Here is a 26,027-nt window from a genome sequence, read left to right as displayed (position 1 = left end):
GGCCCGACAATACTCGACCTCATGGCCAGGGTCGATCGTTCTGCCACAGGCGACGCAGGCTATCGAGTCGTTCCTGCTGAGTCCCGCCCGGCGACGGCTGCACGGGAACGGCATCGGGATATTGCAAGCGTAGCCATATCCAGCCATCAAGCACCGGGCGCTCACTGAAACCCAGCGCCAGCCCTTCCTGCACAAGGGTCCACAGACGGGGAAAATCGACACCCGTGGATCGGTTCCAGCGCCAGGCATGCTGTTCCAGCAGGCAGGTTTGCAATTTTCCCTGCTGCCCGGCGCTGAGGCCTTCCTCGATGGCCAACGGGCTGACAGCCAACCCCGGATTGGACAAGCGCTGCCAGCCCTCACACCCCATCGCGCGGTCGGCCCAACTACCGCCGAACCAGCGTAACTGATGGATAGGCCCTAGCCAGCGACTCAGTTCAACGGCATCGCAACCATCGAAAAAATAACTGGCCGTGGTTGGGTTGTAGTAACTCAACAGGGCCCGGTGCAGGCCTAGCGTGACCGTGAGCATGCGCCGCAAATGCGCCAGCAACGATGCAGCGCCGGCCTCGCTGACCATCAGCAATCCGGGCCAGCGTTGCCCGTCGACGATGCATAAATCGGCCAGTGCCGGGCAGGTGCGCAAATCGACCAGGACCGGCCCCTGTTCCTGCAGCGCATGCCACTCCGTGCCGTCGAACAACCTGAACCATCGGGCCTGGGCAAACATCTGCCGAAGTGTGACACCCGCCTGTGGCGTACCCGGCACATCCAGCAACAGCCACTGCGGGGGGGCCTCGGGCATGCGTGTGGCGATCATGCTCCAGAGCTCTGGCCAAGCTGCGTCGCCAGACGACAGGTGCACAAAGCCTGCGCGCAATGGTTGAAGCTGCCGCCACCGGGCAGCAGGCACAGCATCAGCAATGGCTCCCCCGAACGCAACCATTGCTCCAGCCCCTCATCATGGGTGCTACCGGGTTGGGGTGTGTCGGCATCCGTCATCTCGACCATTGCCGACGCATGCAGCACCGCAGTTATTTGCGGTTGATCGGGATCGCCCTCGACAAAACTCACGACCAGTTCAGTCCCTTCCCGTAATGACGAGAAGGTCGAGGCCTGCAACTGCCTGGCCAGGGGCAACCAGCAATGACTGGGCGCCGCCCCTTTGCCCTGGTAAAGCCAGTCGAATTGCACCGGTATCGGCCTTGCCGGGTCGGGGCCTGGCTCATCGACCTCGACCACCCACGCCCGTTGCGGGCCATGCATCCTTGGTTTGACCGTTGCACCGGGCGGCTCGATGGGTGCCGGCCAGCGCAGGGCACGGGCCTGATTGTGGTAAGGCGTCGTCGCATCCTGGCTGCCCCAATGCTCAACGCAGGTCAACAGCCAGAGCCGATTGCAATCGGCAACCGGATGACCGGACAGCGGCATCAGCCGACCGCTGCGCAAGGTCGCAAGATCCGTCCGGCATTCGGCGCATTGCACTGCTGTCTCACCGCTGCGCTGACGTTCGAACTGCCGCACCGCCGGCCGATCGCTCTCGCTCCTCAATACCGCAGGTTCGCCGGTTGGAAAATGCTGCCGGTTATCCCCAAACACCACACAGTGCCCGCGGGCCCGGTGTTCGAAGTGGTAGTGAAGCCCTTCCCGGGCGCACAGTCGCTGGAGAAACTGCAGGTCTGACTCTCGATATTGCGTGCAAAAATCCAGGGGCAGGTATTCGCCGCTTAACGCCATGCGTCGATCCTTGCCGGTAATGCCGTGCTCCTTGAGTATCTGGTCGAGGATTTGCGGCACTGAGCGGGCACTGAAGATTCGTTGGCTGAAGCGCTGGGCCAGGCAAGCCAGTCTTGGCCCCAGGCGCACCTGGCAGAGTCGGGGGCCAGAGGTGTGGTCACGCTGGACGAGCTCATGCAATTGTCCATGTACGTGACTTCCGGCCGGTCCGAAATGCAACGAGGCAGGACGGTACAGCAAACTGGCAAGGTCAAGCACCGGGTCTTCGATCAGCAGTTCCAGGTCGAACACGAACGGCTCGCTGATGGCTTCTCTGCCGGTAAAGGCCAGGACCTCCAGGGAGTCGGGCAGACCTGCTACATCCAGACGAAATGACGGTTCGCTGACCGGATTGAACATCGGCGTTTCTCTACAGGAGGGGCGGCCGGGGATTCTCGCTGAGAGACATGGCCGAGTAGAGTGCCGAAATACAAATTAGGAAATAACCTACGCGAAAAGAGGACCAAATGCGCTGGGTTGTCGAAGATGCTGGAAATTTCGCCTGGGACAGGAGAATTGCCCCACCAGGTCATCTGAAATTTCCGCGGCAAACGGTAATTTTTCAGACAACCTGATGAGCGTGACGCTTACCTCAGGAAGACAGGTACGACGAACGGGTCAACCCCAGACGCAAGGCATCGAGGAACTGCGTGCGCTCGGTGGCGCTGATGCGGGCACTGGCGCACTTGTCACGGTAGTGGGTCATCAGTTCTTCCGGCGACAAGTGCACGTAGCGCAGCATGTCTTCGATGGTGTCGTGGGTTTCGATACCGGCGTGGTACACGCTGCCGTCGGCGTTCTGGTAGATGTTCACCGAGTCGGTGTCACCGAACAGGTTGTGCATGTCGCCAAGAATTTCCTGGTAGGCACCGACCAGGAACACACCCAGCAAGTAGTCCTCACCTTCTTTCAACGCGTGCACCGGCAAGCTGGTCTCGATGCTCTGCTCGTCGACGTACTGGTTGATCTTGCCGTCGGAGTCACAGGTCAGGTCTTGCAGTACCGCGCGACGCAGCGGCTCTTCGTCGAGACGGTGCAGCGGGATGATCGGCAGGACCTGGTCGATGGCCCAGGTGTCCGGCAGGCTCTGGAACACCGAGAAGTTGCAGATGTACTTGTCCGCCAGTTTGTCGTTGAGCTCGTCCAGCACCTGACGGTGGGAACGCTGGCGCGCCTTCAGCGAGTTGTGCAGGCGACGGCACACGGCGAAGTAGCACTGTTCGGCCAGGGCTTTCTCGGCCAGGGTCAGCTTGCCGTCGGCGTACTGAGCGGCGATATCGCTCATGTAGTGCGTGGCGCGCCAGTAGGTTTCGGTGACCATCTCGATGTCGGTCGGCCCCAGCAGGTCCACCAGCCACTGCACGGTTTCCGGCAGCGCTTCCTTGTTCTCGATCTGCGGCACGTCGTCGTTGTGTTTCTCGACGTCGGTCACCTGGATCACCAGCATGGCATGGTGCGCGGTCAGGGAACGGCCGCTTTCGGAGAAGATGTTCGGGTGCGGCAGGCTCTGCGCATCGCAGAACTCCTTGAGCATCCCGACCACGACACCGGCGTAGTCGTCCATGTCGTAGTTGATCGAGCTGGCGTTACGCGAGTGCGTACCGTCATAGTCCACGCCCAGGCCACCACCGACGTCGATGTGGTCCACCGGCAGACCGAGGTTGCGCAACTCGCCGTAGTAGCGGATCGCTTCCTTGAAGCCGTGCTGGTAGTCCGCCAGGTTGGCGATCTGCGAGCCCATGTGGAAGTGCAGCAGGCGAATGCCCTGGTCCAGACCGGCCGCGCGGAAACGCTCGACCACCGACAGCAGTTGCGCCGCCGACAGGCCGAACTTGGATTTCTCGCCGCCGGTGTCAGCCCACTTGCTCGAGGCCAGGGACGACAGGCGCACGCGCAGGCCGACCTGAGGCTTGACCTTGAGCGAGTTGGCTTCTTCGATCACCAGGCCGACTTCGGATTCTTTCTCGATCACGATGAACACGTTGTGGCCGAGCTTCTGGCCCATCAACGCCAGGCGAATGAACTCGCGGTCCTTGTAGCCGTTGCAAACGATGGTGCCGCCCTTCGGCGCCAGTGCCAGCACTGCCAGCAGTTCAGGCTTGGACCCGGCTTCCAGGCCGATGGAAACGTTCTGGGTGGCGATGATGTTCTCGATCACCGCTTCCTGCTGGTTCACCTTGATCGGGTACAGCGCGGTGTATTTGCTCTGGTATTCCAGACGCTCGATGTTGGCGTCGAATGCGCCGGTCAGCTGACGCACGCGGTCTTGCAGGATGTCTGGGAAACGGACCAGCAACGGCAAGGACAGGCCGCTTTTGCGCAGCTGGTCAACTTGCTCGTACAGGTCGATAGGCGAGCTGCTCGGACCGTTCGGACGAACTTCGACGCGACCGGCGTCATTGATCGCGAAATACCCGGCCCCCCAATGGCGAATCCCGTAAACACTGCGGCTGTCCGCAACTGTCCATTGGCTGCCATCGTCTTTGCGTGTGCGTCGTACGGACATCGAAGTCCCCTATAAAGAAGTCATAGTGCGTCGCCTGGGTTCAGGCCGGCGCAGTCTAAAGAATGAAAATGACGGTTCGTCAACGAGGCAATAGACCCCGCCGACCGCAGTGAGTTTAGATACCGGTCATGAACAGGCTCTGTGAAAACCATGTAGACGATGCCGGACCTGAATGTCATCAGGACCGGATCAAGCCGAGGGTGGTTTTCACAGAGGCTGCTAGCCGCCGGACTTCTTCGCTTTGAAACCGAGTTTGATCAGTTCTGCCAAGAGTAGCTCGACATGGTCGCCCTGGATTTCGATGACACCGTCTTTCAGCGCCCCACCGGTACCGCAACGTTTCTTCAACGTCGTGGCCAGGTCCTTGAGCGCATCTTCAGCCAACGGCACGCCGGTGATGGTGGTCACCGTCTTGCCGCCACGGCCTTTGCTTTCGCGACGCACGCGCGCGATGCCGTCGCCGGCCGGGATAACGGTCTGTTTGCAGATACAGGCGTCCACCGGTTTACTGCATTCCGGGCAATGACGACCTGCGTCGGTGGAAAATACCAGGCCGCCCAAGGCGGCGAAGGATGCGGCTTTTTTGGCCACCGGCAATCCTCTTCGGAGGACAAAGACTGGTCGCAGCACTCGGGAAGGCTATCGACCGCGAAGCCCCACTCAGGCAGGGGCAGCGCTACTGAAACGGTACGACATTCACTTCACTGTAGGAGCGAGCTTGTTCGCGATGAACTCAAAGGCGACGCGTTCATTCTGGATGCCCGCGTTATCGTTGACGTCCATCGCAAGCAAGCTCGCTCCTACAACAACCAGCAATACCGGTTCAGTTTAAAAAGGTCGCGCAGTGTAACGGCAAAAACGCGGATTGCTAAGAGCCAATCGGCGCCAATTTATAGCTGTTTTGCGACGTTGCTTTGTTGAGCCTTCAGATATCGCTTCAACGCCGCCAGTGAGTCCGGGCAATAAGGCTTTTGCCCGATTTCCAGCATGACCTGATCAATGGGAATAAAGCGCGCTTCGAGCACCTCTTCCGGTTGCAGGATCAACGGACCGTCCCATACCGCCGAGAACGCCGAACACCACAGGCGATTGCCGGTGTCCTCGAAGAAAAAATGGTCGTGGGCGGTCAGCTCCACACCACTCACACCCAGCTCTTCCTCCAGCTCCCTTGCCGCCGATTCGGCGTAGGTTTCACTGGCGAGCACCATGCCCCCCGCCGCCACGTCCCAGTAACCGGGATAGATTGCCTTGCTCAGGGTGCGCCGGTGCACGCACAGCTCGCCAGCGGAGTTGAACAACATAATGTAGGTGCCGCGCCCGATCAGCCCGCGCTCGCGCAAATCGGAACGGACCAGGGCGCCGAGCAGGTTGTCCTGCTCGTCGACCCAGGCGATCTGTTCGGCATCGGAGGCCGCACGGTGCGCGGCCTCCCTGGTGTTATCGACCATGACTCAGCCCTGATTGAGCAATTGACGCAAATCGATCACCGCTGCGTTGGCCCGGGAAATGTAGTTGGCCATGACCAGCGAGTGGTTGGCCAATACGCCGAAGCCACTGCCGTTGAGGATCATCGGGCTCCACACCGGCTCCTGCGACGCTTCCAGTTCACGAATGATCTGGCGCACGCTGACCGTGGCGTTCTTCTTGGCCAGCACATCGGCGAAGTCGACTTCGATGGCGCGCAGCAAATGCGACAAGGCCCAGGCCTGGCCGCGAGCTTCGTAGAACACGTTGTCGATCTGCAGCCATGGCGTTTCGACGATTTCTTCATCAACCTGCGGCGCCACACCCGGCGTCACCACCTCGGTCTTCAGCGCAGTGTTGAGCTTGACCCGGCCCACACTGGCCGACAGCCGTTGCGACAGCGAGCCCAGACGGGTGCCGACGTCACCCAGCCAGTTGTTCAGGTTGTCGGCGCGGGCATAGAACAACGCGCTCTTCTGGTTCGGATCGGACAGGCGCGCCTGATAGCGGCTCAGGGAATTGATGCCTTCCTGGTACTCGGACTCACTGGACGGCAGCACCCAACTCTTGTTGTCGAAGTTGAAACGCGGCTCGGCCTTGGCCAGGTCGGCGTCTTCGGCGGACTGCGACTGCGAACGGGCGAAGTCTTTGCGCAGTGCCCGGCTCAGGTCGCGGACCTGCACCAGCACGCCATATTCCCAGCTCGGCATGTTGTCCATCCACAGACCTGGCGGGAACCGGTCGTTGGAAATATAGCCGCCCGGCTTGGTCAGCAAGGTACCGGCGACGGTCTTGAGGGTTTCCACCGTGGTGTAGCCGACGACCATCTGCTTGCCTTCTTTCTCGGCCGCCAGTTGCGCGGTTTGCTGGACCGGAAACAGCGCCGGCTCCTGGCTCCAGTACCAGCCCAGGACACTCGCCACCAACAGGTAGATGCCCAGCAGAGTGGCCAGCGCCCGGCTGAACAACAGACCACCCAGGTAACTGCGGGTCTCCGACTTCGGTTCAGCGGCACGTTCAGGCGCACTGTCTGTGCGGTTCTTCCAGTCCAGCATGGCGATATCCTTTCAAGCTCTTGAGTTCAACGGTTCGACCGCAACCATACAACAACGTGCCTTGGCCCGGCACCCGCCATCGCACCGATGCGGAAAATTACCGGGCTTGCGGACGAAAAGAGTGCCTGTGCACCCGACGACGCCGTGACCATCGAAATCCTCCCCTAATGGTTTGGATTGCCACGCTAAGGGAATCCCCGACCCTCGGAAACCCAAAAAACCGAGCCGATCAACACTGGCAAAAAATCATGAATGGCCGGCTGTCAGCCATTCGTCCATTCCCGCCCCACGCCCGCCAGGCGCCCTGATTCAAGCGCTTCGCCCCCTGCAAGTCGCGACTTGAAAGGCTCGAAAAAGGACCGATCAGTCACAAACTGAATGAAGTCACATTGCAGATTATTGACGTACAGCACTCATGTAATGGAAAAGTGGTGCTAGCATAGAGCCACCACTCGACCTCAGTGTGCACCCTAACTAGTAGTCAGGATATGACCGAGCCAGAAGACCCCAGCCGCGAGCGCCTCAAGCACCACTTTGCCCAGCGGGTAATTCATCAGGCTCGTCAGATTCTTGAAATATGGCAGCGCCTGCAACGCAGTGAGTGGTCCACCGCCGACCTTTCGGAGCTAAGCGAGGCCAATCTGCGCCTGCTGCGTTTCGCCGAGCGTTTCGAACAACCGGAACACACGCAACTGGCACGCCGCATCGGTCAGTCCCTGGACGCGGTCGACGCCAATCGCGGACGCCTGAGCAGCGGCCTGATCACTGACCTCAATCGCTTGATGCAGCGCCTTTCACGCACCGGCCTGCGCCATGGCGACCAACTCGATCAAACCTTCCTGCCACCGCTGCGCAAGCCCATCTACGTGATGTTGCAGGATCACGACCGTGCCGAGCGCCTGGCCAAGCAACTGGAATTCTTCGGCCTAAGTGCCCAGTCCCTGGACAGTGTGGACGCGTTTCGCTCATCGATGGTCGAGCGCTTGCCGGCGGCGATTGTCATGGACGTGGACTTCAGTGGCGCCGGCGTCGGCCTGAAACTGGCCGCCGAAGCCCAGGAAGGCCTTGATCATCAGCTGCCACTGCTGTTCTTCAGCCTGCACGAAACCGATACCCCGACCCGCCTCGCCGCCGTGCGCGCCGGTGGCCAGGAGTTCCTCACCGGTACCCTCGAAGCGTCGAGCCTGCTGGAGAAGATCGAAGTCCTGACCTGCGTGGCCCAGTACGAGCCTTATAAAGTGCTGATCATCGACGACTCCCGCGCCCAGGCCTTGCACACCGAGCGCCTGCTCAACAGCGCAGGGATTGTCACCCGCACGCTGATCGAGCCGATCCAGGCCATGGCCGAACTGGCGGATTTCCAGCCGGACCTGATCATCCTCGACATGTACATGCCGACCTGCACCGGTACGGAACTGGCCAAGGTCATTCGCCATAACGACCGTTACGTCAGCGTGCCCATCATTTACCTGTCGGCCGAAGACGACCTGGACAAACAGCTCGACGCCATGAGCGAAGGCGGCGATGACTTCCTGACCAAACCGATCAAGCCCCGGCACCTGATCACCACCGTGCGCAACCGCGCGGCCCGGGCGCGCAACCTCAAGGCACGAATGGTCCGCGACAGCCTCACCGGGTTGTACAACCACACGCATATCCTGCAATTGCTCGAAGACTGCTCGTTCCGCGCCCGCCGCGAAAGCAAGCCGCTGAGCTTTGCCATGCTCGACATCGACCACTTCAAACGGGTCAACGACAGCCACGGTCACCCCATGGGCGACCGGGTGATCAAGAGCCTGGCGCTGTTTCTCAAGCAACGCCTGCGCAAAACCGACTTCATCGGCCGCTACGGTGGCGAAGAATTCGCCATCGTCATGCCGGACACCGATATTGATGCGGCCTACAAGGTGCTCGATGAAATCCGCCAGCGTTTTGCCGAGATTCACTACCCCGCACAACCCGAGGATCTGTGGTGCACCTTCAGCGCCGGAGTGGTTGAGCTTTGCGAAAGCTCCGACAGCCTGATGATGGCCAGCCAAGCAGACGAAGCGCTGTATCGCGCCAAACACGGCGGACGCAATCGCGTCCAGGCGGCGCGCACGTCAAAGCAAAGTGCCACTTTTTTATCGGAATCGACCGATACGGTCATAACCCTGTAACAGAAACGCAATAACTTCAGGCGCTTACCATTTCTGCCGTTGGTAGTCCGTGATGCGCCTGAAGCTGCTGACCAATCTCAATACCCTCCTTCTGGTGGCCGTGTGCGTGGCCCTCGGCGCTACGCTGTGGTGGTCGCAGAAAGCCCTTGAGCGTCCGTATCTATTAATGGAGCGCTATCTGGGGCTGTCGCAGCAATTTCAGAATGAAGTCGCCCGCAGCATTGAGGATTACCTCGGCAGCGGCGATGCGCTACGCCTGAGCAGTGCCGCCCAAGGCATCGACAGCCTGCAAAAAGAACTCGGCGAACTGCCACCGGCCCTGGCCGAGACCTTGCGTCCCAGCCTGTCGACCCTCGAAGAATTCAGCAAAACCGACCTGCTGGCCGCCGGCAAACTGGCCGGCGACCCACAGGCCTTGCTGCTGCAGGCCGAGCGCGAACTGGGCGCAAGTCTCGATCAACTCAGCCAGTACGCCAATGGCAATGCGGCCTACCTGACGCCGCTGCTCACCGCCTCGCAACACCTGGGCAAATTGTCCCTGGCCCGAGACAAACTGGTCAGCAGCGGCCGCAGTGAACTGGCCGCCGATGTCGAACGCGAAGTGGCCAACATCCGTGCCCAGGCAGAGAAACTCGACGCCCTGCCATTACTCGGGGTGACCACCAGCAGCGAGTCGAACACCGACGATTTCGCCTCGATGATGGGCCTTGAGAACACGGAAAAAACCGTCGCCGAAGATGCCGGCGTCGGCCTCAAGCGCGAGCTCAACAGCCTGCTCACCCGCTACCCGGCCGAGCTCTCGCGCACCCGCGATCAAATCCGCAAGCGCGCCGACCTCAGCGCGGCGACCCACCTGAAAATCGCCGACGTGCAACAGGCCATTGCCGGTCTCGAACCGGTGGTGCGCGCCCAGCACGGGCAGATCCAGGGTGAAGTGCGGCTGATGCAAGGCGTGATGATCGGCTTGATTCTGTTGATCGCCCTGTTGATCGACACCCTGCAGCGCAAACTCGCCCGGACCCTGACCAACCTCGCCCCGGCCCTCTCGACCTGGGCCGAAGGCGACTTCAGCCGCGACATTCAACTGGGCAACACCAACCGTGAATTACATGACATTGAAGCCTCGCTCAACCGCTTGCGCGCCTATCTGGTGGACCTGGTGGGGACCATTCGCCACAACGCCGAGCAGGTGGCCGGCAGCAGCCGCACCCTGGCGGACCTGAGCAACGACTTGCACAGCGGCGCCGAGCATCAGGCCGGCGACACGGCACTGATCCGCGACTCCCTCAGCGAACTGGAAGCGACCATTCAACAAGTCGCCGGCGATGCCAGCCAGGCCGCCGATGCCAGCCGCCACGCCGGCCTGGCCGTGGAGCACGGACAGAAAGTCATCGGTCTGAGCCTCACCGGCCTGCATGCGCTGGTGGATGAAGTGCAAGGCAATGCACAAATGATCGAACACCTGGCCGAAGAGTCGGCCACCATCGGCGGCGTGTTGACGGTGATCCGCTCGATTGCCGACCAGACCAACCTGCTGGCGTTGAACGCCGCCATCGAGGCGGCCCGGGCCGGGGAAATGGGCCGAGGCTTCGCGGTGGTGGCCGAAGAGGTGCGCTCACTGGCGCAACGTACCGCCGGGGCCACCGCAGAAATCCAGACGCTGATCGCAGGGCTGCAAACCGCCGCGCGACAGTCGGTGGAAGGCATGCGCGCCCAGGTCGAACATGCCGAAGCCACGGCCAGCCAGGCCCAGGCCGCTGATGGCGCACTGGATAAAATCGTCGGGGCGATCCAGACCATTTCCGACACAGCGGTACGCATCGCCGATGTTACCGCCCAGCAAAGCGGCGCTGTCAGCGAGATCCGTGACCACAGTGAGCGGATTCACCAGTTGGGTGGGGATAACTTGCTGCGTATCGGCGAAGGGCGTGAGCAGGGAGAAAATCTTCTGGTGCTGGGAGGTCGACTGCATACAGCCGTTCAGGCCTTCCGCGTCTGACAGATAGCCATCGCGAGCAGGCTCGCTCCTACACTTGAAATGCATTCCCCTTGTAGGAGCGAGCCTGCTCGCGATAGCGTCAGGCAATCCACCACAAAACTGTCGCTCTGCACGCCCCGCCGCCGTCCGCTATCATCCCCCCAATTCCGATACGCGAGATTGTCATGCGCCGTTTGCTTTGCCTGCTGTTTTTAGTGTTCGCCCTGCCGGCCAGCGCCACTGGCTTGCTGGAGAACCGCCCCAGCTCAAGCCTGGGCTCGATCAACAACAGCGCCGACTTCCTGCCGGTGCGCGAAGCGTTCCAGCTGAGTCTGGTAGAAAGCACGCCGCAATCGATCAAGCTGCAGTTCGTCGCCACTGAAGGTTACTACCTCTACCGCCACCGCTTTCAATTTCGCGCCGATCCGGCCGATGTCGTCCTCGGCGCGGCGAAACTGCCCGACGGCCAGAAAAAACACGATGAATACTTTGGCGATGTCGAGGTCTACCACGGCATTCTCGACGTCGAGTTGCCGCGCACCGACCAGCGCGCCTTCACCCTGATCGTGACTTATCAGGGATGCGCCGACAAAGGGCTGTGCTATCCGCCTGAAACCGAGCGCCTGAGCATCGGCGGCATCGACGGCAGTGGTACTCCGACGACGGTTTATCCATGGAGCTGGCGCGAACTGGCGTTGTTTTTCCTGGCCGGCCTGGGCCTGACGTTTACGCCATGCGTGCTGCCCATGCTGCCGATCCTGTCCGGCGTGGTGCTGCGCGGTCAGGTCGGTGGCTGGCGCGGCTTCAATCTGTCACTGGCCTATGTGCTGCCGATGGCCGCCTGCTTTGCCCTGCTCGGAGCCCTGATGGGCCTGTTCGGTGCCCAGCTCAACCTGCAGGCGCGATTGCAATCGGCCTGGGTGCTGGTGCCGTTCGCAATGTTTTTCGCCGTGTTTGCCCTGGCGATGTTCGGCGTCTTCGAACTCAAGTTGCCCCATGCCATCAGCAGTCGCCTGGACCGCATCGCCGGCCGCACCAAAGGCGGGTCACTGTGGGGCGCCGCGGTGTTGGGCGTGGTTTCCAGCCTGCTGGTTTCACCCTGTGTTTCGGCGCCATTGGCCGGGGCGCTGCTGTACATCAGTGCCAGTGGCGATGCGCTGGGCGGCGGCTTGAAACTGTTCATGCTCGGCCTCGGCATGGGCGCGCCGCTGTTGCTGGTGGCCACCGGTGGCGCAGCCTGGTTGCCGAAAAGCGGTCCGTGGCTGGTCTATGTGAAAAACGCGATTGGCGTACTGTTGCTCGGGCTGGCCGTCGGCTTGCTCAGCCGTGTCTTGCCGGGTCAGGTCACCTTGCTGCTCATCGGTTTACTGGCCGGCGGTGTCGGCTTGTTCATGGGGGCACTGGAGTTCGTCTATAAACCACCGCGCCAACGCCTGGGCCAACTGCTCGGCATGTTTCTGCTGTTTTATGCACTGGCCTGCTGGTACGGCGCCTTCAGCGGCCAGACCGACCCGCTCAACCCGATCGGCCAGCCCCGTATCGTTGCCAACAGCGGCCCCGCGCAAAACACCAGCGCCTGGCAAACCGTCAGCACACCGGCCGATCTGGACCGCGCGCTCGCCGACGCACGCGCATCCGGCACACCGCTGCTGCTCGACTGGTACGCCGACTGGTGCATCAGCTGCAAAGTCATCGAACATGAGGTACTGGACGACCCTGTCGTTATCGAACGCCTCAAGGGTTACCGGTTGATCCGCTTCGATATCACCGCCAGCAATGCCGAGCAGCGCGCCCTGCTCGACCGTTACCAATTGTTCGGCCCCCCTGCCCTGATGTTTTTCGGCAAGGACGGTGTCGAACGCGCCGATGTGCGGGTGATCGGCGAGATCAATGCCAGGGACTTCGCCGAACGTGTTGCCAGGGCGAATGACCAAATTTAATCCAGCAGTCATATATTTCGCGCAAACATCGGTCATCGTGCTGGCTATTGCAGAGAACTGGACAGTCACAAAGGCTTTGCGGCATAGTCGCCGGGTTCTGACAACTGCTCACAGATAACATAGGAACCGCCGATGGCGACGTTACTCGTTCTGCACGGACCCAACCTGAACCTGCTCGGCACCCGTGAACCGGGCACCTACGGCGCCACGACGCTGGCGCAGATCAACCAGGACCTGGAACGCCGTGCCCGCGAAGCCGGTCACCATTTGCTGCACCTGCAAAGCAACGCCGAGTACGAATTGATCGACCGCATCCACGCTGCCCGCAGCGAAGGCGTGGACTTCATTTTGATCAACCCAGCAGCTTTTACACATACAAGTGTCGCATTACGTGACGCGCTGCTGGCGGTGAGCATCCCATTCATCGAAGTGCATTTGTCTAACGTGCACAAACGCGAACCTTTCCGCCATCACTCTTACTTCTCCGACGTAGCGGTGGGAGTGATCTGCGGCCTTGGCGCCAGCGGTTATCGACTGGCCCTGGAGGCCGCCCTGGAACAGCTTGAACAACAAGTTAACCGCCCCTGACCGACCCTTGGGAGTTGATGATTCATGGATATCCGTAAAGTTAAGAAACTGATCGAATTGCTGGAAGAGTCCGGCATCGACGAGCTCGAGATCAAGGAAGGCGAAGAGTCCGTACGCATCAGCCGCCATAGCAAGACCCCGGCTCAGCAGTACTACGCGCCGGCTCCAATGCATGCTCCGGCCCCCGCGCCTGTCGCTGCCGCCGCTCCGGCTGCCGCTGCCGCACCTGCTGCCGCCGCCGCTCCGGCACTGAACGGCACCGTTGCCCGTTCGCCGATGGTCGGTACTTTCTATCGCAAATCTTCGCCAGCCTCGCCGTCCTTCGTGGAAGTCGGCCAGACCGTGAAGAAAGGCGACACCCTGTGCATCGTTGAAGCCATGAAGATGATGAACCACATCGAAGCTGAAACCAGCGGTGTGATCGAATCCATCCTCGTCGAAGACGGCCAGCCGGTTGAGTACGACCAACCGCTGTTCACCATCGTTTGAACCGCGGAGAGCCTTTGATGACTGCGAAGTTGGAAAAAGTTCTGATCGCCAACCGCGGTGAGATCGCCCTGCGGATCCTGCGCGCCTGCAAAGAAATGGGCATCAAGACCGTCGCCGTTTACTCCAAGGCTGACAAGGAACTGATGCACCTGGGGCTGGCAGACGAATCCGTCTGCATCGGTCCGGCATCGGCCGCCCACTCCTACCTGCACATTCCGGCAATCATTGCCGCAGCCGAAGTGACTGGCGCCACCGCCATTCACCCAGGTTACGGCTTCCTTGCGGAAAACGCCGACTTCGCCGAACAGGTCGAGAACTCCGGCTTCGCGTTCATTGGCCCGAAAGCTGAAACCATTCGCCTGATGGGCGACAAGGTATCGGCCAAGCACGCCATGATCGCGGCCGGCGTACCGACTGTACCGGGCTCTGACGGCCCGCTGCCGGAAGACGAAGAAACCGCTCTGCGCATTGGTCGCGAAGTCGGTTACCCGGTGATCATCAAGGCCGCTGGCGGCGGCGGTGGTCGCGGTATGCGCGTCGTGCATAAAGAAGAAGACCTGATCTCCTTCGCGAAACTGACCCGTACCGAAGCGGGCGCGGCCTTCGGCAACCCGATGGTCTATCTGGAAAAATTCCTGACCAACCCACGTCACGTGGAAGTCCAGGTACTTTCCGATGGCCAGGGCCAGGCTATCCATCTGGGCGACCGCGACTGCTCGCTGCAACGTCGTCACCAGAAGGTGCTTGAAGAAGCACCGGCACCGGGCATCGACGAGAACGCACGTGAGGAAGTACTCGCACGCTGCGTCAAGGCCTGCATCGACATCGGCTACCGTGGCGCGGGCACTTTCGAGTTCCTGTACGAAAACGGTCGTTTCTACTTCATCGAGATGAACACTCGTGTCCAGGTAGAGCACCCGGTTTCGGAAATGGTCACCGGCATCGACATCGTCAAGGAGATGCTCAGCATCGCCGCCGGCAACAAGCTGTCGTTCACCCAGGATGACGTGGTCATCCGCGGTCACGCGCTGGAGTGCCGGATCAACGCCGAAGACCCGAAAACCTTCATGCCGAGCCCGGGCACGGTCAAGCATTTCCATGCTCCAGGCGGCAACGGCGTTCGCGTCGACTCGCACCTGTACAGTGGTTATGCGGTTCCGCCGAACTACGATTCGTTGATCGGCAAGCTGATCACCTACGGCGCGACCCGCGACGAAGCCATGGCGCGCATGCGCAATGCGCTGGACGAGATCGTGGTCGACGGGATCAAGACCAACATCCCGCTGCACCGCGACCTGACCCGCGATGAAGGCTTCTGCAAAGGGGGCGTGAACATTCACTACCTCGAGCACAAGCTGGCTGGCGAGAAGCACTAAGCTTAGACCCCATCGACAAAGCCGCCTTCGGGCGGCTTTGTTGTATCTGGACATTTCATCTGACCGAACGCCGCCCCCCAGGGGTATGTACCGATGTACAGGGCAAGCCACTCCCACAAAACCTCTGCGCTCGCGTAAACTTGCGCCCTTCTCGCAGTCCGCCAGGCTGCAATCAATATTTTTCAAAGGTGCCCGCCATGCCTTGGCTGCAAGTACGCCTCGCCATCAGCCCAGAACAAGCCGAAACCTATGAAGACGCTTTCCTTGAAGTGGGCGCCGTATCGGTGACCTTCATGGACGCCGAAGATCAGCCGATCTTCGAGCCGGAACTCAACACCACGCCGCTGTGGTCCCACACGCACCTGCTGGCCCTGTTCGAAGGTGGCACCGAGCCAGGCCCGGTACTGGCCCATCTGGAACTGTTGACCGGCAGCCCGCTGCCCGAGCACCACAGCGAAGTGATTGAAGACCAGGACTGGGAACGCAGCTGGATGGACGGTTTCCAGCCAATGCAATTCGGCCAGCGCCTGTGGATCGTGCCAAGCTGGCACGCCGCACCGGAACCTGGCGCGGTGAATCTGCTGCTGGACCCGGGCCTGGCATTCGGCACCGGCACCCACCCGACCACCGCACTGTGCCTGGAATGGCTCGACGGTCAGGACCTGAAGGACTGCAACGTGCTGGACTTCGGTTGCGGCTCGGGGATTCTGGCAATTGCCGCCCTGCTGCTGGGCGCCAGGGAAGCCGTCGGTACCGATATCGACGTGCAGGCACTGGAAGCCTCCCGCGACAACGCCGGGCGCAACGGTATCGCCGATGAGCTGTTTCCACTGTATCTGCCGCAAGACCTGCCGCAGGTGCAGGCCGACGTGCTGGTGGCCAACATTCTCGCCGGCCCGCTGGTTTCCCTGGCGCCGCAATTGTCCGGCCTGGTCAAGTCGGGCGGTCGCCTGGCGCTGTCGGGCATCCTCGCCGAACAGGGTGACGAAGTCGCTGCCGCCTACGCCAAGGACTTCGATCTGGACCCGATCGCCAATCGCGATGGCTGGGTGCGCATCACAGGCCGTCGGCGTTAGAATGAGCGTCTGCATAATCCGGATCGCCGCATGACCGATAGCTTCGTCACCCAGTGCCCGCATTGCCAAACCAGCTTCCGCGTCAGCCATGCCCAGTTGAGCGTGGCTCGCGGGGTGGTTCGTTGCGGCTCCTGCCTGCAGGTGTTCAATGCCGCCAGGCAGCTGCTTGAGCAGGCAGGCAAGGAAGCACCGGTCGCGATGCCGCTCCCGCCTGTGCAGCCCGAGGAGCCCCTTGAACCATCACAGCCGCGCGCCATCAGCCAAAAGCAATGGAGCGCTACGGAGCTGGACCTGGACAGCCTCGACCTCGACGAAGAGCTCGCTCGGCTCGAACAGCGGGAAATCCAGCCGACCACCGAACTCGGCCGCCATCGCGAGGACTCGCTGAGCGCCCGTCGCGACAGCAACGAGCATGATGACAACGAGCCGTGGTCCGACAGCCTGTTCAGTGAGTCGGCGGCCGACCGTGCGCTACTCGACGAACCGCTCGACAGCCTTGAAACGCCAGAGCCGACGGACGAACCGAGCAAGGCCTCGCGCACTGAACCTTCGCTGTCCCTGGAGCCGGTTGATCTCGACGACGAACCGCAACCACCCCATTTGCGATTACACGACCCTCTCGATGCGCCACTGAACCACGAGCGCCTGTCGACCGCCGACGAGAGCGAAATCGACGACAACCTGCCCTCGATCGAACCCCTGCGCAAGCGACGCGAACGCAGCGAGCCGGGCGTGCGCGCCGAAATGTTGCAAGACCTGACCGACGACCCACTGCAACTGGACTGGCAAAAACGCCGCTCGCCCTGGGGCCGACGGCTGTTCTGGTTGCTGCTGGTGCTGATTGCCGCTGGCGCCCTCGCCGGCCAGTACATCGCCTACCATTTCGACGAGCTGGCGCGACAAGATCAATATCGCCCGTGGTTCCAGCAACTGTGCCCGCAAATCGGTTGCACCGTGCCCTCCAAAGTCGACATCGCGAAGATCAAAAGCAGCAACCTGGTGGTGCGCAGCCACCCCGAGTTCAATGGCGCCCTGGTGGTCGATGCGATCATCTATAACCGCGCGCCCTTCTCCCAGCCCTTCCCGTTGCTGGAACTGCGCTTCGCCGACCTCAATGGCCACCTGATCGCCAGCCGTCGCTTCAAGCCAGGCGAGTACCTCAATGGCGATCTCGAAGGTATGGCGGAGATGCCTCCGCAAACGCCGATCCACATCGCCCTGGACATTCTCGACCCAGGTGCCAAGGCCGTGAACTACAGTCTGAGCTTTCACTCTCCGGAGTGAAACGCTTCATTGCTCCCGGATTAACGTCGGCTTTCTGACTGCTCCTGGCCAACCAAACCACGGGTAATAACAGAATAACTGTTCAGAATTTGTTCAATTCAGCCTTTATCCAGTCATCGAGAGCGGGTATCATGCCAACCCTTTTTCGAACTCTCATGATCCGGCCCCACAACAGGGAAGTCCTATGTCGGCGGTACGCATCGGCCCATACACATTACATAACAGCTTGATTCTCGCCCCCATGGCGGGCGTCACCGACCAGCCCTTTCGTCAGCTGTGCAAGCGCTTGGGCGCGGGACTGGTCGTCTCGGAAATGGTCACCAGCGACATGAGTTTGTGGAACACCCGCAAGTCGCGCATGCGCATGATCCACGAAGGTGATCCCGAGCCACGCTCGGTACAGATCGCCGGTGGGGACGCGCAGATGCTGGCGGACGCCGCCCGTGCCAACGTTGAAATGGGCGCGCAGATCATTGATATCAACATGGGCTGTCCGGCAAAAAAAGTCTGCAACAAGGCTGCCGGTTCCGCACTGTTGAAGGATGAACCCCTGGTAACCGAGATCCTGCAGGCCGTCGTGGCTGCGGTCGATGTGCCGGTTACCCTGAAGATCCGGACCGGTTGGGACCGGGACAACAAGAACGGCCTGACAGTGGCGAAGATCGCCGAGCAGGCAGGCATTACGGCGCTGGCGGTGCATGGCCGCACCCGTGCCGACCTGTACACCGGTGAAGCCGAGTACGACACCATTGCCGCAATCAAGCAGGCAGTGTCGATTCCGGTCTTCGCCAATGGCGATATTGATTCGCCGGAAAAAGCCCGGTACGTGCTCGACGCGACCGGTGCCGATGGCCTGTTGATTGGCCGGGCTGCCCAAGGGCGGCCATGGATTTTTCGCGAGATCGACCATTTCCTGCGTACCGGCGAGAAACTCCCGGCGCTGGAACTGATCGAGGTGGAACGCATTCTGCTAGAGCATCTGGCCGCCCTGCACGCCTTCTATGGCGATGTCATGGGTGTGCGCATTGCTCGAAAGCATGTGGGCTGGTATCTCGCAACCCTGCCGGGCGCCAGGGAGTTTCGCGCCCACTTCAATCGTTTGGATGGTACGGATACACAATGCGCCAACGTTCGGGCGTTTTTCGCCGAGCGTTACAAGAGCCTGACAGGGGACGGAGAGTGGGTGGCCGCATGACGATGATGACCGAGACTTTAGTGAGTGGAACAACACCCGTGAGCGACAACGTGAATTTGAAACAGCACCTCAATACGCCAAGCGAAGAAGGCCAGACCCTTCGCGGGAGTGTCGAGAAGGCGCTGCACAATTATTTCGCCCACCTTGAGGGCGCTGCCGTCACGGATGTGTACAACCTGGTGCTCTCCGAAGTCGAGGCTCCCCTGCTCGAGTGCGTGATGAACTACGTCAAGGGCAACCAGACCAAGGCCAGCGAGATGCTCGGACTGAACCGGGGCACGCTGCGCAAGAAACTCAAGCAGTACGACTTGCTGTAAGCATTCAATCAAACCAGAAAGGCGCCCGCGTAAAACCGGTCGCCTTTTTTGCTGACTTCCTTTGCTTTTGATGGAAATTGAGATGACCGACCAGACTACCCGCCTGCCGATCCGCCGCGCCTTGATCAGCGTTTCCGACAAGACCGGGATCCTCGAATTCGCCAAGGAGCTTGAAGCCCTGGGCGTCGAGATCCTCTCCACCGGCGGGACGTTCAAGCTGCTGCGGGACAACGGCGTTGCCGCAGTGGAAGTCGCGGATTACACAGGTTTTGCCGAAATGATGGACGGCCGGGTGAAGACCCTGCACCCGAAAATCCACGGCGGGATCCTCGGTCGTCGCGGTATCGACGACGCTATCATGAACGAGCACGGCATCAAGCCGATCGACCTGGTAGCGGTCAACCTGTACCCGTTCGAAGCCACCATCAACAAGCCAGGCTGCGACCTCCCGACCGCCATCGAGAACATCGACATCGGCGGCCCGACCATGGTTCGTTCGGCAGCGAAAAACCATAAAGACGTAGCGATCGTGGTGAACGCCGGCGATTACGCCAACGTACTGGAAAACCTGAAAGCCGGCGGCCTGACCTACGCACAGCGTTTCGACCTGATGCTCAAGGCCTTCGAACACACTGCCGCCTACGACGGCATGATCGCCAACTACATGGGCACCGTGAACCAGGCTGCCGAGACACTGAGCACGGAAGGTCGCAGCGAGTTCCCGCGCACCTTCAACAGCCAGTTCATCAAGGCCCAGGAAATGCGCTACGGCGAGAACCCGCACCAGAGCGCGGCGTTCTACGTTGAGGCCAAGCCTGCTGAAGTTGGCATCGCCACCGCGACCCAACTGCAGGGCAAAGAACTGTCGTACAACAACGTGGCCGACACCGACGCTGCGCTGGAATGCGTGAAGAGCTTCGTCAAGCCTGCTTGCGTGATCGTCAAGCACGCCAACCCGTGCGGCGTGGCCGTCAGCCCTGATGCCGAAGGCGGTATCCGTCAGGCCTATGAACTGGCCTATGCTACCGACACCGAGTCGGCGTTCGGCGGCATCATCGCCTTCAACCGTGAACTGGATGCCGAGACCGCCAAGGCGATCGTCGAACGTCAGTTCGTTGAAGTGATCATCGCCCCAAGCGTGAGCGAAGAAGCCCGTGCCATCGTTGCGGCCAAAGCCAATGTGCGTCTGTTGGCGTGCGGCGAGTGGTCGGCTGACCGCGCTGCGGCCTGGGACTACAAGCGTGTCAACGGTGGCCTGCTGGTACAGAGCCGCGACATCGGCATGATCGGTGCCGATGACCTGAAGGTCGTGACCAAACGCGCTCCGACCGAACAGGAAATCCACGACCTGATCTTCGCCTGGAAAGTCGCCAAGTACGTGAAGTCCAACGCTATCGTCTACGCCAAGAACCGTCAGACCATCGGTGTCGGCGCCGGCCAGATGAGCCGCGTGAACTCCGCGCGTATCGCCGCGATCAAGGCCGAACATGCCGGCTTGCAGGTAGCCGGTTCGGTGATGGCTTCCGACGCTTTCTTCCCGTTCCGCGACGGTCTGGACAATGCGGCCAAGGCGGGCGTGACTGCCGTGATCCAACCAGGCGGCTCGATGCGTGATGCTGAAGTGATTGCTGCTGCCGATGAAGCTGGCATCGCGATGGTGTTCACCGGCATGCGCCACTTCCGTCACTAATACGGCAACGGTCGCACTGACGCCGGCATCTGCTGCGTTGGAGCCCACCTCGATGATGCTCATTGCCAAAAGGCAACTCCGCTCATCGAGGTGGGCTCCGCCTTGCATCTACCGGCGTCATTGCAACCTCCTAGGGCGTAAAGCGCTTTAGGTTCTAAAACAGAATTAGCGTCATCCGAGGTTTTTGAAATGAATGTTTTGATCATTGGCAGCGGTGGCCGTGAACACGCCCTGGCCTGGAAAGTGGCTCAGGATCCGCGCGTGCAGAAAGTGTTCGTGGCACCGGGCAACGCCGGTACCGCCATCGAAGCAAAATGCGAGAACGTCGCCATCGACGTACTGGCGCTTGAGCAACTGGCAGACTTTGCCGAGAAAAACGTTTCCCTGACCATCGTTGGCCCTGAAGTGCCGCTGGTGGCCGGTGTTGTGGACCTGTTCCGCAGCCGTGGCCTGGACTGCTTCGGTCCGACCGCTGGCGCCGCACAGCTGGAAGGTTCGAAAGCCTTCACCAAGGACTTCCTGGCGCGCCACAAGATCCCGACTGCCGACTACCAGAACTTCACCGAAATCGAGCCGGCCCTGGCTTACCTGCGTGAAAAAGGCGCTCCGATCGTGATCAAGGCCGATGGCCTGGCCGCCGGTAAAGGCGTGATCGTCGCCATGACCCTGGCCGAAGCCGAAGACGCCGTGCGCGACATGCTGGCGGGCAACGCCTTTGGCGATGCGGGTTCGCGCGTGGTCATCGAAGAGTTCCTGGACGGCGAAGAAGCCAGTTTCATCGTGATGGTCGACGGCAAGAACGTGCTGCCAATGGCCACCAGCCAGGACCACAAACGCGTCGGCGACGGCGACACCGGTCCGAACACCGGCGGCATGGGTGCTTACTCCCCGGCGCCAGTGGTCACCGCCGAAGTGCACAAGCGTGTCATGGACCTGGTGATCTGGCCGACCGTGCGCGGCATGGCCGAGGAAGGCAACGTCTACACTGGTTTCCTGTATGCAGGCCTGATGATCGACAAGGCTGGTAACCCAAAAGTCATCGAATTCAACTGCCGCTTCGGCGACCCTGAGACCCAACCGGTGATGCTGCGCCTGCAGTCGAGCCTGGTGCTGCTGGTCGAGGCCGCCCTGGCCCAGGCGCTGGACAAGGTAGAAGCACAATGGGATCCACGCCCGAGCGTTGGTATCGTGCTGGCCGCTGGCGGCTATCCTGGTGACTACGCCAAAGGCGTGGCCATCAATGGCCTGGATGCAGCGGCTGCACTGGAAGGCAAAGTCTTCCACGCCGGTACTGCGCTCAAGGACGGTCAAGTTGTAACGGCCGGCGGTCGGGTGCTTTGCGCCACGGCCATGGGCGCAAGCGTAGATGCTGCGCAGCAGCAGGCCTACAAGCTGGCGGCATCGATTGACTGGGAAGGCTGTTTCTATCGCAAGGACATTGGCTACCGTGCCATTGCCCGCGAGCGTGGCGAAAATCAGGAATAAGGTAAACACCGCGCCAGGCAATGAACACCGTTTATTGCCTGGCTATTCCGGCGCCGCGCATCGTTATATTCTGGCATCAACCTAACGAAGGGATTTCGCCGTGCGCTGGCTCAGGATTGCCATAAGCTTGACCGTCACTTTGCTGACCTTGCTCTGCATGCTACCGGCCCAGGCCGCGCAAGGCAGTGGCTGGGCGGTATTGCTCGACGAACAGGGCAACCTGCAACTGAGCGACATCCGTTCCGCACGCTACACCAATCAATTCAGCCCTATCGAACTCGACCGCATTACCGCGGCCGAACCCGATGGCGCGCTATGGTTGCGATTCAGGCTTGCACCGGGTAAACACGAACAGTTGCTGCGCGTGTTCGCGCCTGACTTGCGCCAGTTCAACATGTACGTACTGGACGGCGACAAGCTGATTGATCAATCCAGCACGGGCAACGAACGCCCCCAATCCGAGCGACCACTGCCCAGCAGCGACTTCATGCTGGCCCTGCCGCAAAGCGACACCCCTCTCGACGTATATCTGCGACTGGCCTCCGACCACCAGTTACGGCCCTATATCACCCTGCAATCGGCGATCCTCTCGGCCGCCAACCAGAACCAGACGCTGATCTATGGTCTGCTGTTCGGTTGCATCGCCATGCTGATCCTGCACAACCTCATCCGCTACGCCTACACCCGCTCGCGCAGCGCCCTCTGGTTGGCGGCGTGCGAAGGTTTGTTGATGCTCAGCCTGCTGTTGTTGCTGAACCTCGCCGGCCCTTGGCTGCCGGACTGGCATGCACTGCAAACGCCAGGGGCTTACCTGGCATTGATAATGACCGCGCCCTGCGGCCTGATGCTTGCCTATCGCTTCTTCGCCCCGCTCGGGCCGCATCCGCTGAACCGATTGCTGCTTGGCGAGGTCCTGCTCATCACCGCGTGCGGGCTGATGCTGCTGTTCGTCAATACCTTGCCGCTGAACTTTATCACCTACGGCCTGGTGGCGTTGGCGGGCCTGACCATGCTGTTCATCAGCGCCTATCACTGGCAAAAAGGTTATCGCCCGGCTCGCCTCTTCGTGGCGGCCATGGTGGTGTTCAACCTCGGGACACTGGTCATCCTGCCCGCCCTGTTGGGGCTGACCCTGGTCGAACCCAATGGCCTGATCACTACCTTGCTGGTGTTCATCTGCATCAGCGGCCTGTTGATGAGCATTGCGTTGAGCGAGCGCCAGCGCCGCATCACCGAAGACCGCTTCAGCATCAGTCGTGACCTGGCGGCCAGCAACGCAGAGATCAACGCCAAGGCCGAGTTCCTGGCGAAGATCAGCCATGAGATCCGGACCCCGATGAATGGTGTCCTCGGCATGACCGAGCTGTTGCTGGGTACACCGCTTTCGGTCAAGCAACGCGACTATGTACAGACGATCCACAGCGCCGGTAACGAACTGCTGACGCTGATCAACGAAATTCTCGACATCTCCAAACTCGAGTCCGGACAGATCGAACTGGACGATGTGCAGTTCGACCTCAACGCACTGATCGAAGACTGCCTGAGTATCTTCCGCGCCAAGGCCGAGCAGCAAAATGTCGAGTTGATCAGCTTCATCCAGCCGCAAGTGCCGCGAGTGATCAGCGGTGACCCGACACGCTTGCGCCAGACGCTGTTGAGCCTGCTTGAAAACGCCCTGAAAAAAACCGATGAAGGCGAAATCCTGATCGTCGTGGCGCTCGACGAACGCAACACCAAACCACGCCTGCGTATCGCCGTGCAGGACAGCGGCGAGCCCATGGACGCCGAAGAACGCGACGCCCTGATGCACGCCGAACTGCACAGCCGGCATTTTCTTTCGGCCACCCGGCTGGGCGGCAACCTGGGGCTGGTGATTGCCCGCCAACTGATCCGCCTGATGCAGGGGGAATTCGGGATCAAGAGCGGCAACAACCAGGGCAGCACCCTGTGGCTGACCCTGCCACTGGACCCGGATCGCCTGGAACACCCGACCTCCGACCTCGACGGCCCGCTGCAAGGTGCGCGGGTATTGGTGGTGGACGACAATGAGACCTGTCGCAAGGTCCTGGTGCAACAATGCAGCGCCTGGGGCCTGAATGTCAGCGCCGCGCCTTCCGGCAAGGAAGCGCTGGCCCTGTTGCGTACCAAGGCTCATTTGCGTGATTACTTCGATGTGGTCCTGCTGGATCAGAACATGCCCGGCATGACCGGCATGCAACTGGCGGCCAAGATCAAGGAAGACCCGAGCCTGAACCATGACATCCTGCTGATCATGCTCACCGGCATCAGCAACGCACCGAGCAAGATCATCGCACGCAACTCCGGGATCAAGCGCATCCTCGCCAAACCGGTGGCCGGCTACACGCTCAAGACCACCCTGGCCGATGAACTGACCCAGCGCAACAAAGGGCTCGTCGCAACCCAACCCGCGCCAAGCGGCCCGGCGTTGCCGGTCAAGGTCCCCTCCGACTTCCGCATTCTGGTGGCTGAAGACAACAGCATCTCGACCAAGGTGATCCGCGGCATGCTGAGCAAGCTCAACCTGCAACCGGATACCGCCTGCAATGGCGAAGAAGCCCTGCAGGCGATGAAAGCCCAGCGTTACGACCTGGTGCTGATGGATTGCGAAATGCCGATCCTCGACGGCTTCTCGGCCACCCAGCAATTGCGCGCATGGGAAGTCGGTAACCAGCGGGCTCGCACCCCTGTGGTGGCGTTGACCGCCCATATCCTTGCCGAACACAAAGAGCGCGCGCGCCAGGCCGGCATGGACGGACACATGGCCAAGCCGGTGGAGCTGTCGCAGTTGCGCGAACTGATCGAGCACTGGGTCGCCCAGCGTGACCTGCAGAATCGCACGACAACCCAAACGTCCTGAGCCGACAGACTCCGCAACCCCTGATAGACTCCCACTCGACTTTTCTTGCCAGTGAGCCCGGCACCATGCTCCATGTGTTGTTCAGCGTTTATCTGAAGATGCTGGTGCTCTACAGCCCATTCTTCGTATTGTCCTGCTTCATCAGCCTGACCCGTGGTTATTCGCGCAAGGAACAGCGTCGGCTGGCCTGGAAAGTAGCGGTTGCCACCCTGGTCTCCAGTGTGCTGCTGTACCTGTTCGGCCGAGTGATTTTCAGTGTTTTCGGCATTACCGTGGACGCATTCCGCATTGGCGCCGGCAGTGTGCTGTTCATTTCGGCGCTGGGCATGGCACAAGGCAAATCGGCGGTACAGACCGACAACGTGCAGCAGGATGTCACCATCGTTCCACTGACCATCCCGCTGACAGTCGGTCCCGGCACCATCGGCGCCTTGCTGGTGATGGGCGTGAGCCAGCCGCACTGGGACGACAAGCTCACGGCCATTGTCAGCATTGCCCTGGCCAGTTTTACCGTGGGCGTGGTGCTGTTTTTGTCCGGTCGTATCGAGCGCATTCTCGGCGACCAGGGGTTGCAGATTGTCAGCCGATTGATGGGGTTGTTCGTGTGTGCACTGGCGGCTCAGATCATCTTCACCGGGGTGAAGGGGTACTTGGTGCCTTGAACACAAAGCGCTCCGGTTCAGGCAAGTCGTGGGGCCAGTGGACTCGAAACATCCACGCACCTCACCACTGCACGATGCCTGCATCGCACTCCTTGCAACAGCCAATGAT

Annotated in this window: 20 protein-coding genes; 14 read left to right on the top strand and 6 right to left on the bottom strand. The window is 61.0% G+C overall.

Going from position 1 to position 26,027, the window contains the following annotated elements; genetic code table 11:
• Positions 1–19: 19 nt before the first annotated feature.
• From AC3ITA_RS03060 to AC3ITA_RS03035, 6 genes are all read right to left on the bottom strand, one after another.
• Positions 20–820: a DUF4123 domain-containing protein gene (locus AC3ITA_RS03060; RefSeq protein ID WP_489279399.1), complete on the bottom strand. Its 801-nt coding sequence runs from the start codon at positions 818–820 to the stop codon at positions 20–22.
• Positions 817–2,136 carry a type VI secretion system Vgr family protein gene (locus tag AC3ITA_RS03055; protein WP_489279398.1) on the bottom strand — a complete coding sequence of 440 codons (1,320 nt, stop codon included), beginning with the start codon at positions 2,134–2,136 and terminating at the stop codon, positions 817–819. The genes AC3ITA_RS03060 and AC3ITA_RS03055 overlap by 4 nt, the downstream gene beginning before the upstream one ends.
• 232 nt (positions 2,137–2,368) lie before the next feature.
• Positions 2,369–4,282 (bottom strand): arginine decarboxylase, encoded by a 1,914-nt coding sequence (gene speA, locus AC3ITA_RS03050; protein ID WP_095944196.1) that lies wholly within the window; start codon positions 4,280–4,282, stop codon positions 2,369–2,371.
• Positions 4,283–4,501: 219 nt separating this feature from the next.
• Complete coding sequence (locus AC3ITA_RS03045) at positions 4,502–4,873, bottom strand: translation initiation factor Sui1 (RefSeq protein WP_008053936.1); 372 nt, start codon at positions 4,871–4,873, stop codon at positions 4,502–4,504.
• A 299-nt stretch (positions 4,874–5,172) separates the two neighbouring features.
• Entirely contained in the window at positions 5,173–5,730 is a 558-nt protein-coding gene (locus AC3ITA_RS03040) for an NUDIX hydrolase (protein ID WP_095944198.1), read from the bottom strand.
• 3 nt (positions 5,731–5,733) lie between these two features.
• Positions 5,734–6,801, bottom strand: coding sequence for a DUF2333 family protein (locus AC3ITA_RS03035; RefSeq protein WP_046039967.1), 1,068 nt, complete (start codon positions 6,799–6,801; stop codon positions 5,734–5,736).
• Positions 6,802–7,289: 488 nt separating this feature from the next.
• Between AC3ITA_RS03035 and gcbA the strand changes: the two genes are divergently transcribed.
• The 14 genes from gcbA (at position 7,290) to AC3ITA_RS02965 (ending at position 25,918) form a co-directional block, all read left to right on the top strand.
• Positions 7,290–8,960, top strand: coding sequence for a diguanylate cyclase GcbA (gene gcbA, locus AC3ITA_RS03030; RefSeq protein WP_095944200.1), 1,671 nt, complete (start codon positions 7,290–7,292; stop codon positions 8,958–8,960).
• Positions 8,961–9,012: 52 nt separating this feature from the next.
• Positions 9,013–10,959, top strand: a complete 1,947-nt coding sequence (locus AC3ITA_RS03025; protein WP_095944201.1) for a methyl-accepting chemotaxis protein — start codon at positions 9,013–9,015, stop codon at positions 10,957–10,959.
• A 164-nt stretch (positions 10,960–11,123) separates the two neighbouring features.
• The gene (locus AC3ITA_RS03020; RefSeq protein ID WP_095944202.1) at positions 11,124–12,878 is read left to right on the top strand and encodes a protein-disulfide reductase DsbD; all 1,755 of its coding nucleotides are present in this window, start codon (positions 11,124–11,126) and stop codon (positions 12,876–12,878) included.
• A gap of 132 nt (positions 12,879–13,010) precedes the next feature.
• Positions 13,011–13,466, top strand: a complete 456-nt coding sequence (gene aroQ / locus AC3ITA_RS03015) for a type II 3-dehydroquinate dehydratase (protein WP_007971361.1) — start codon at positions 13,011–13,013, stop codon at positions 13,464–13,466.
• A gap of 24 nt (positions 13,467–13,490) precedes the next feature.
• Positions 13,491–13,955, top strand: a complete 465-nt coding sequence (gene accB / locus AC3ITA_RS03010) for an acetyl-CoA carboxylase biotin carboxyl carrier protein (RefSeq protein ID WP_095944203.1) — start codon at positions 13,491–13,493, stop codon at positions 13,953–13,955.
• 17 nt (positions 13,956–13,972) lie between these two features.
• Positions 13,973–15,331, top strand: coding sequence for an acetyl-CoA carboxylase biotin carboxylase subunit (gene accC, locus AC3ITA_RS03005; protein WP_056725293.1), 1,359 nt, complete (start codon positions 13,973–13,975; stop codon positions 15,329–15,331).
• Positions 15,332–15,528: 197 nt separating this feature from the next.
• Complete coding sequence (prmA, locus tag AC3ITA_RS03000; RefSeq protein ID WP_095944204.1) at positions 15,529–16,407, top strand: 50S ribosomal protein L11 methyltransferase; 879 nt, start codon at positions 15,529–15,531, stop codon at positions 16,405–16,407.
• A gap of 30 nt (positions 16,408–16,437) precedes the next feature.
• The gene (locus tag AC3ITA_RS02995) at positions 16,438–17,691 is read left to right on the top strand and encodes a DUF3426 domain-containing protein (RefSeq protein WP_150673166.1); all 1,254 of its coding nucleotides are present in this window, start codon (positions 16,438–16,440) and stop codon (positions 17,689–17,691) included.
• Between the two features lie 184 nt (positions 17,692–17,875).
• Complete coding sequence (gene dusB, locus AC3ITA_RS02990) at positions 17,876–18,886, top strand: tRNA dihydrouridine synthase DusB (RefSeq protein ID WP_008016791.1); 1,011 nt, start codon at positions 17,876–17,878, stop codon at positions 18,884–18,886.
• The gene (gene fis, locus AC3ITA_RS02985; RefSeq protein WP_015093301.1) at positions 18,883–19,203 is read left to right on the top strand and encodes a DNA-binding transcriptional regulator Fis; all 321 of its coding nucleotides are present in this window, start codon (positions 18,883–18,885) and stop codon (positions 19,201–19,203) included. The genes dusB and fis overlap by 4 nt, the downstream gene beginning before the upstream one ends.
• 82 nt (positions 19,204–19,285) lie before the next feature.
• Positions 19,286–20,893 carry a bifunctional phosphoribosylaminoimidazolecarboxamide formyltransferase/IMP cyclohydrolase gene (purH, locus tag AC3ITA_RS02980; RefSeq protein WP_489279394.1) on the top strand — a complete coding sequence of 536 codons (1,608 nt, stop codon included), beginning with the start codon at positions 19,286–19,288 and terminating at the stop codon, positions 20,891–20,893.
• Between the two features lie 189 nt (positions 20,894–21,082).
• The gene (purD, locus tag AC3ITA_RS02975; RefSeq protein WP_095944207.1) at positions 21,083–22,378 is read left to right on the top strand and encodes a phosphoribosylamine--glycine ligase; all 1,296 of its coding nucleotides are present in this window, start codon (positions 21,083–21,085) and stop codon (positions 22,376–22,378) included.
• A gap of 100 nt (positions 22,379–22,478) precedes the next feature.
• Positions 22,479–25,256, top strand: coding sequence for a hybrid sensor histidine kinase/response regulator (locus AC3ITA_RS02970; RefSeq protein WP_489279391.1), 2,778 nt, complete (start codon positions 22,479–22,481; stop codon positions 25,254–25,256).
• A 65-nt stretch (positions 25,257–25,321) separates the two neighbouring features.
• Entirely contained in the window at positions 25,322–25,918 is a 597-nt protein-coding gene (locus AC3ITA_RS02965; protein WP_008053960.1) for a MarC family protein, read from the top strand.
• The last annotated feature ends 109 nt before the right edge of the window (positions 25,919–26,027 follow it).

The organism is Pseudomonas sp. GL_090, from assembly GCF_057837765.1.
This window is presented reverse-complemented; position numbering and strand designations above follow the sequence as displayed.

Excerpts from the sequence above, each read along its gene's own strand:
- AC3ITA_RS03060 (WP_489279399.1), bottom strand. The coding sequence starts at position 820 with ATGATCGCCACACGCATGCCCGAGGCCCCCCCGCAGTGGCTGTTGCTG.
- AC3ITA_RS03055 (WP_489279398.1), bottom strand. The coding sequence starts at position 2,136 with ATGTTCAATCCGGTCAGCGAACCGTCATTTCGTCTGGATGTAGCAGGT.
- speA (WP_095944196.1), bottom strand. The coding sequence starts at position 4,282 with ATGTCCGTACGACGCACACGCAAAGACGATGGCAGCCAATGGACAGTT.
- AC3ITA_RS03040 (WP_095944198.1), bottom strand. The coding sequence starts at position 5,730 with ATGGTCGATAACACCAGGGAGGCCGCGCACCGTGCGGCCTCCGATGCC.
- AC3ITA_RS03035 (WP_046039967.1), bottom strand. The coding sequence starts at position 6,801 with ATGCTGGACTGGAAGAACCGCACAGACAGTGCGCCTGAACGTGCCGCT.
- gcbA (WP_095944200.1), top strand. The coding sequence starts at position 7,290 with ATGACCGAGCCAGAAGACCCCAGCCGCGAGCGCCTCAAGCACCACTTT.
- AC3ITA_RS03025 (WP_095944201.1), top strand. The coding sequence starts at position 9,013 with ATGCGCCTGAAGCTGCTGACCAATCTCAATACCCTCCTTCTGGTGGCC.
- AC3ITA_RS03020 (WP_095944202.1), top strand. The coding sequence starts at position 11,124 with ATGCGCCGTTTGCTTTGCCTGCTGTTTTTAGTGTTCGCCCTGCCGGCC.
- aroQ (WP_007971361.1), top strand. The coding sequence starts at position 13,011 with ATGGCGACGTTACTCGTTCTGCACGGACCCAACCTGAACCTGCTCGGC.
- accB (WP_095944203.1), top strand. The coding sequence starts at position 13,491 with ATGGATATCCGTAAAGTTAAGAAACTGATCGAATTGCTGGAAGAGTCC.
- accC (WP_056725293.1), top strand. The coding sequence starts at position 13,973 with ATGACTGCGAAGTTGGAAAAAGTTCTGATCGCCAACCGCGGTGAGATC.
- prmA (WP_095944204.1), top strand. The coding sequence starts at position 15,529 with ATGCCTTGGCTGCAAGTACGCCTCGCCATCAGCCCAGAACAAGCCGAA.
- AC3ITA_RS02995 (WP_150673166.1), top strand. The coding sequence starts at position 16,438 with ATGACCGATAGCTTCGTCACCCAGTGCCCGCATTGCCAAACCAGCTTC.
- dusB (WP_008016791.1), top strand. The coding sequence starts at position 17,876 with ATGTCGGCGGTACGCATCGGCCCATACACATTACATAACAGCTTGATT.
- fis (WP_015093301.1), top strand. The coding sequence starts at position 18,883 with ATGACGATGATGACCGAGACTTTAGTGAGTGGAACAACACCCGTGAGC.
- purH (WP_489279394.1), top strand. The coding sequence starts at position 19,286 with ATGACCGACCAGACTACCCGCCTGCCGATCCGCCGCGCCTTGATCAGC.
- purD (WP_095944207.1), top strand. The coding sequence starts at position 21,083 with ATGAATGTTTTGATCATTGGCAGCGGTGGCCGTGAACACGCCCTGGCC.
- AC3ITA_RS02965 (WP_008053960.1), top strand. The coding sequence starts at position 25,322 with ATGCTCCATGTGTTGTTCAGCGTTTATCTGAAGATGCTGGTGCTCTAC.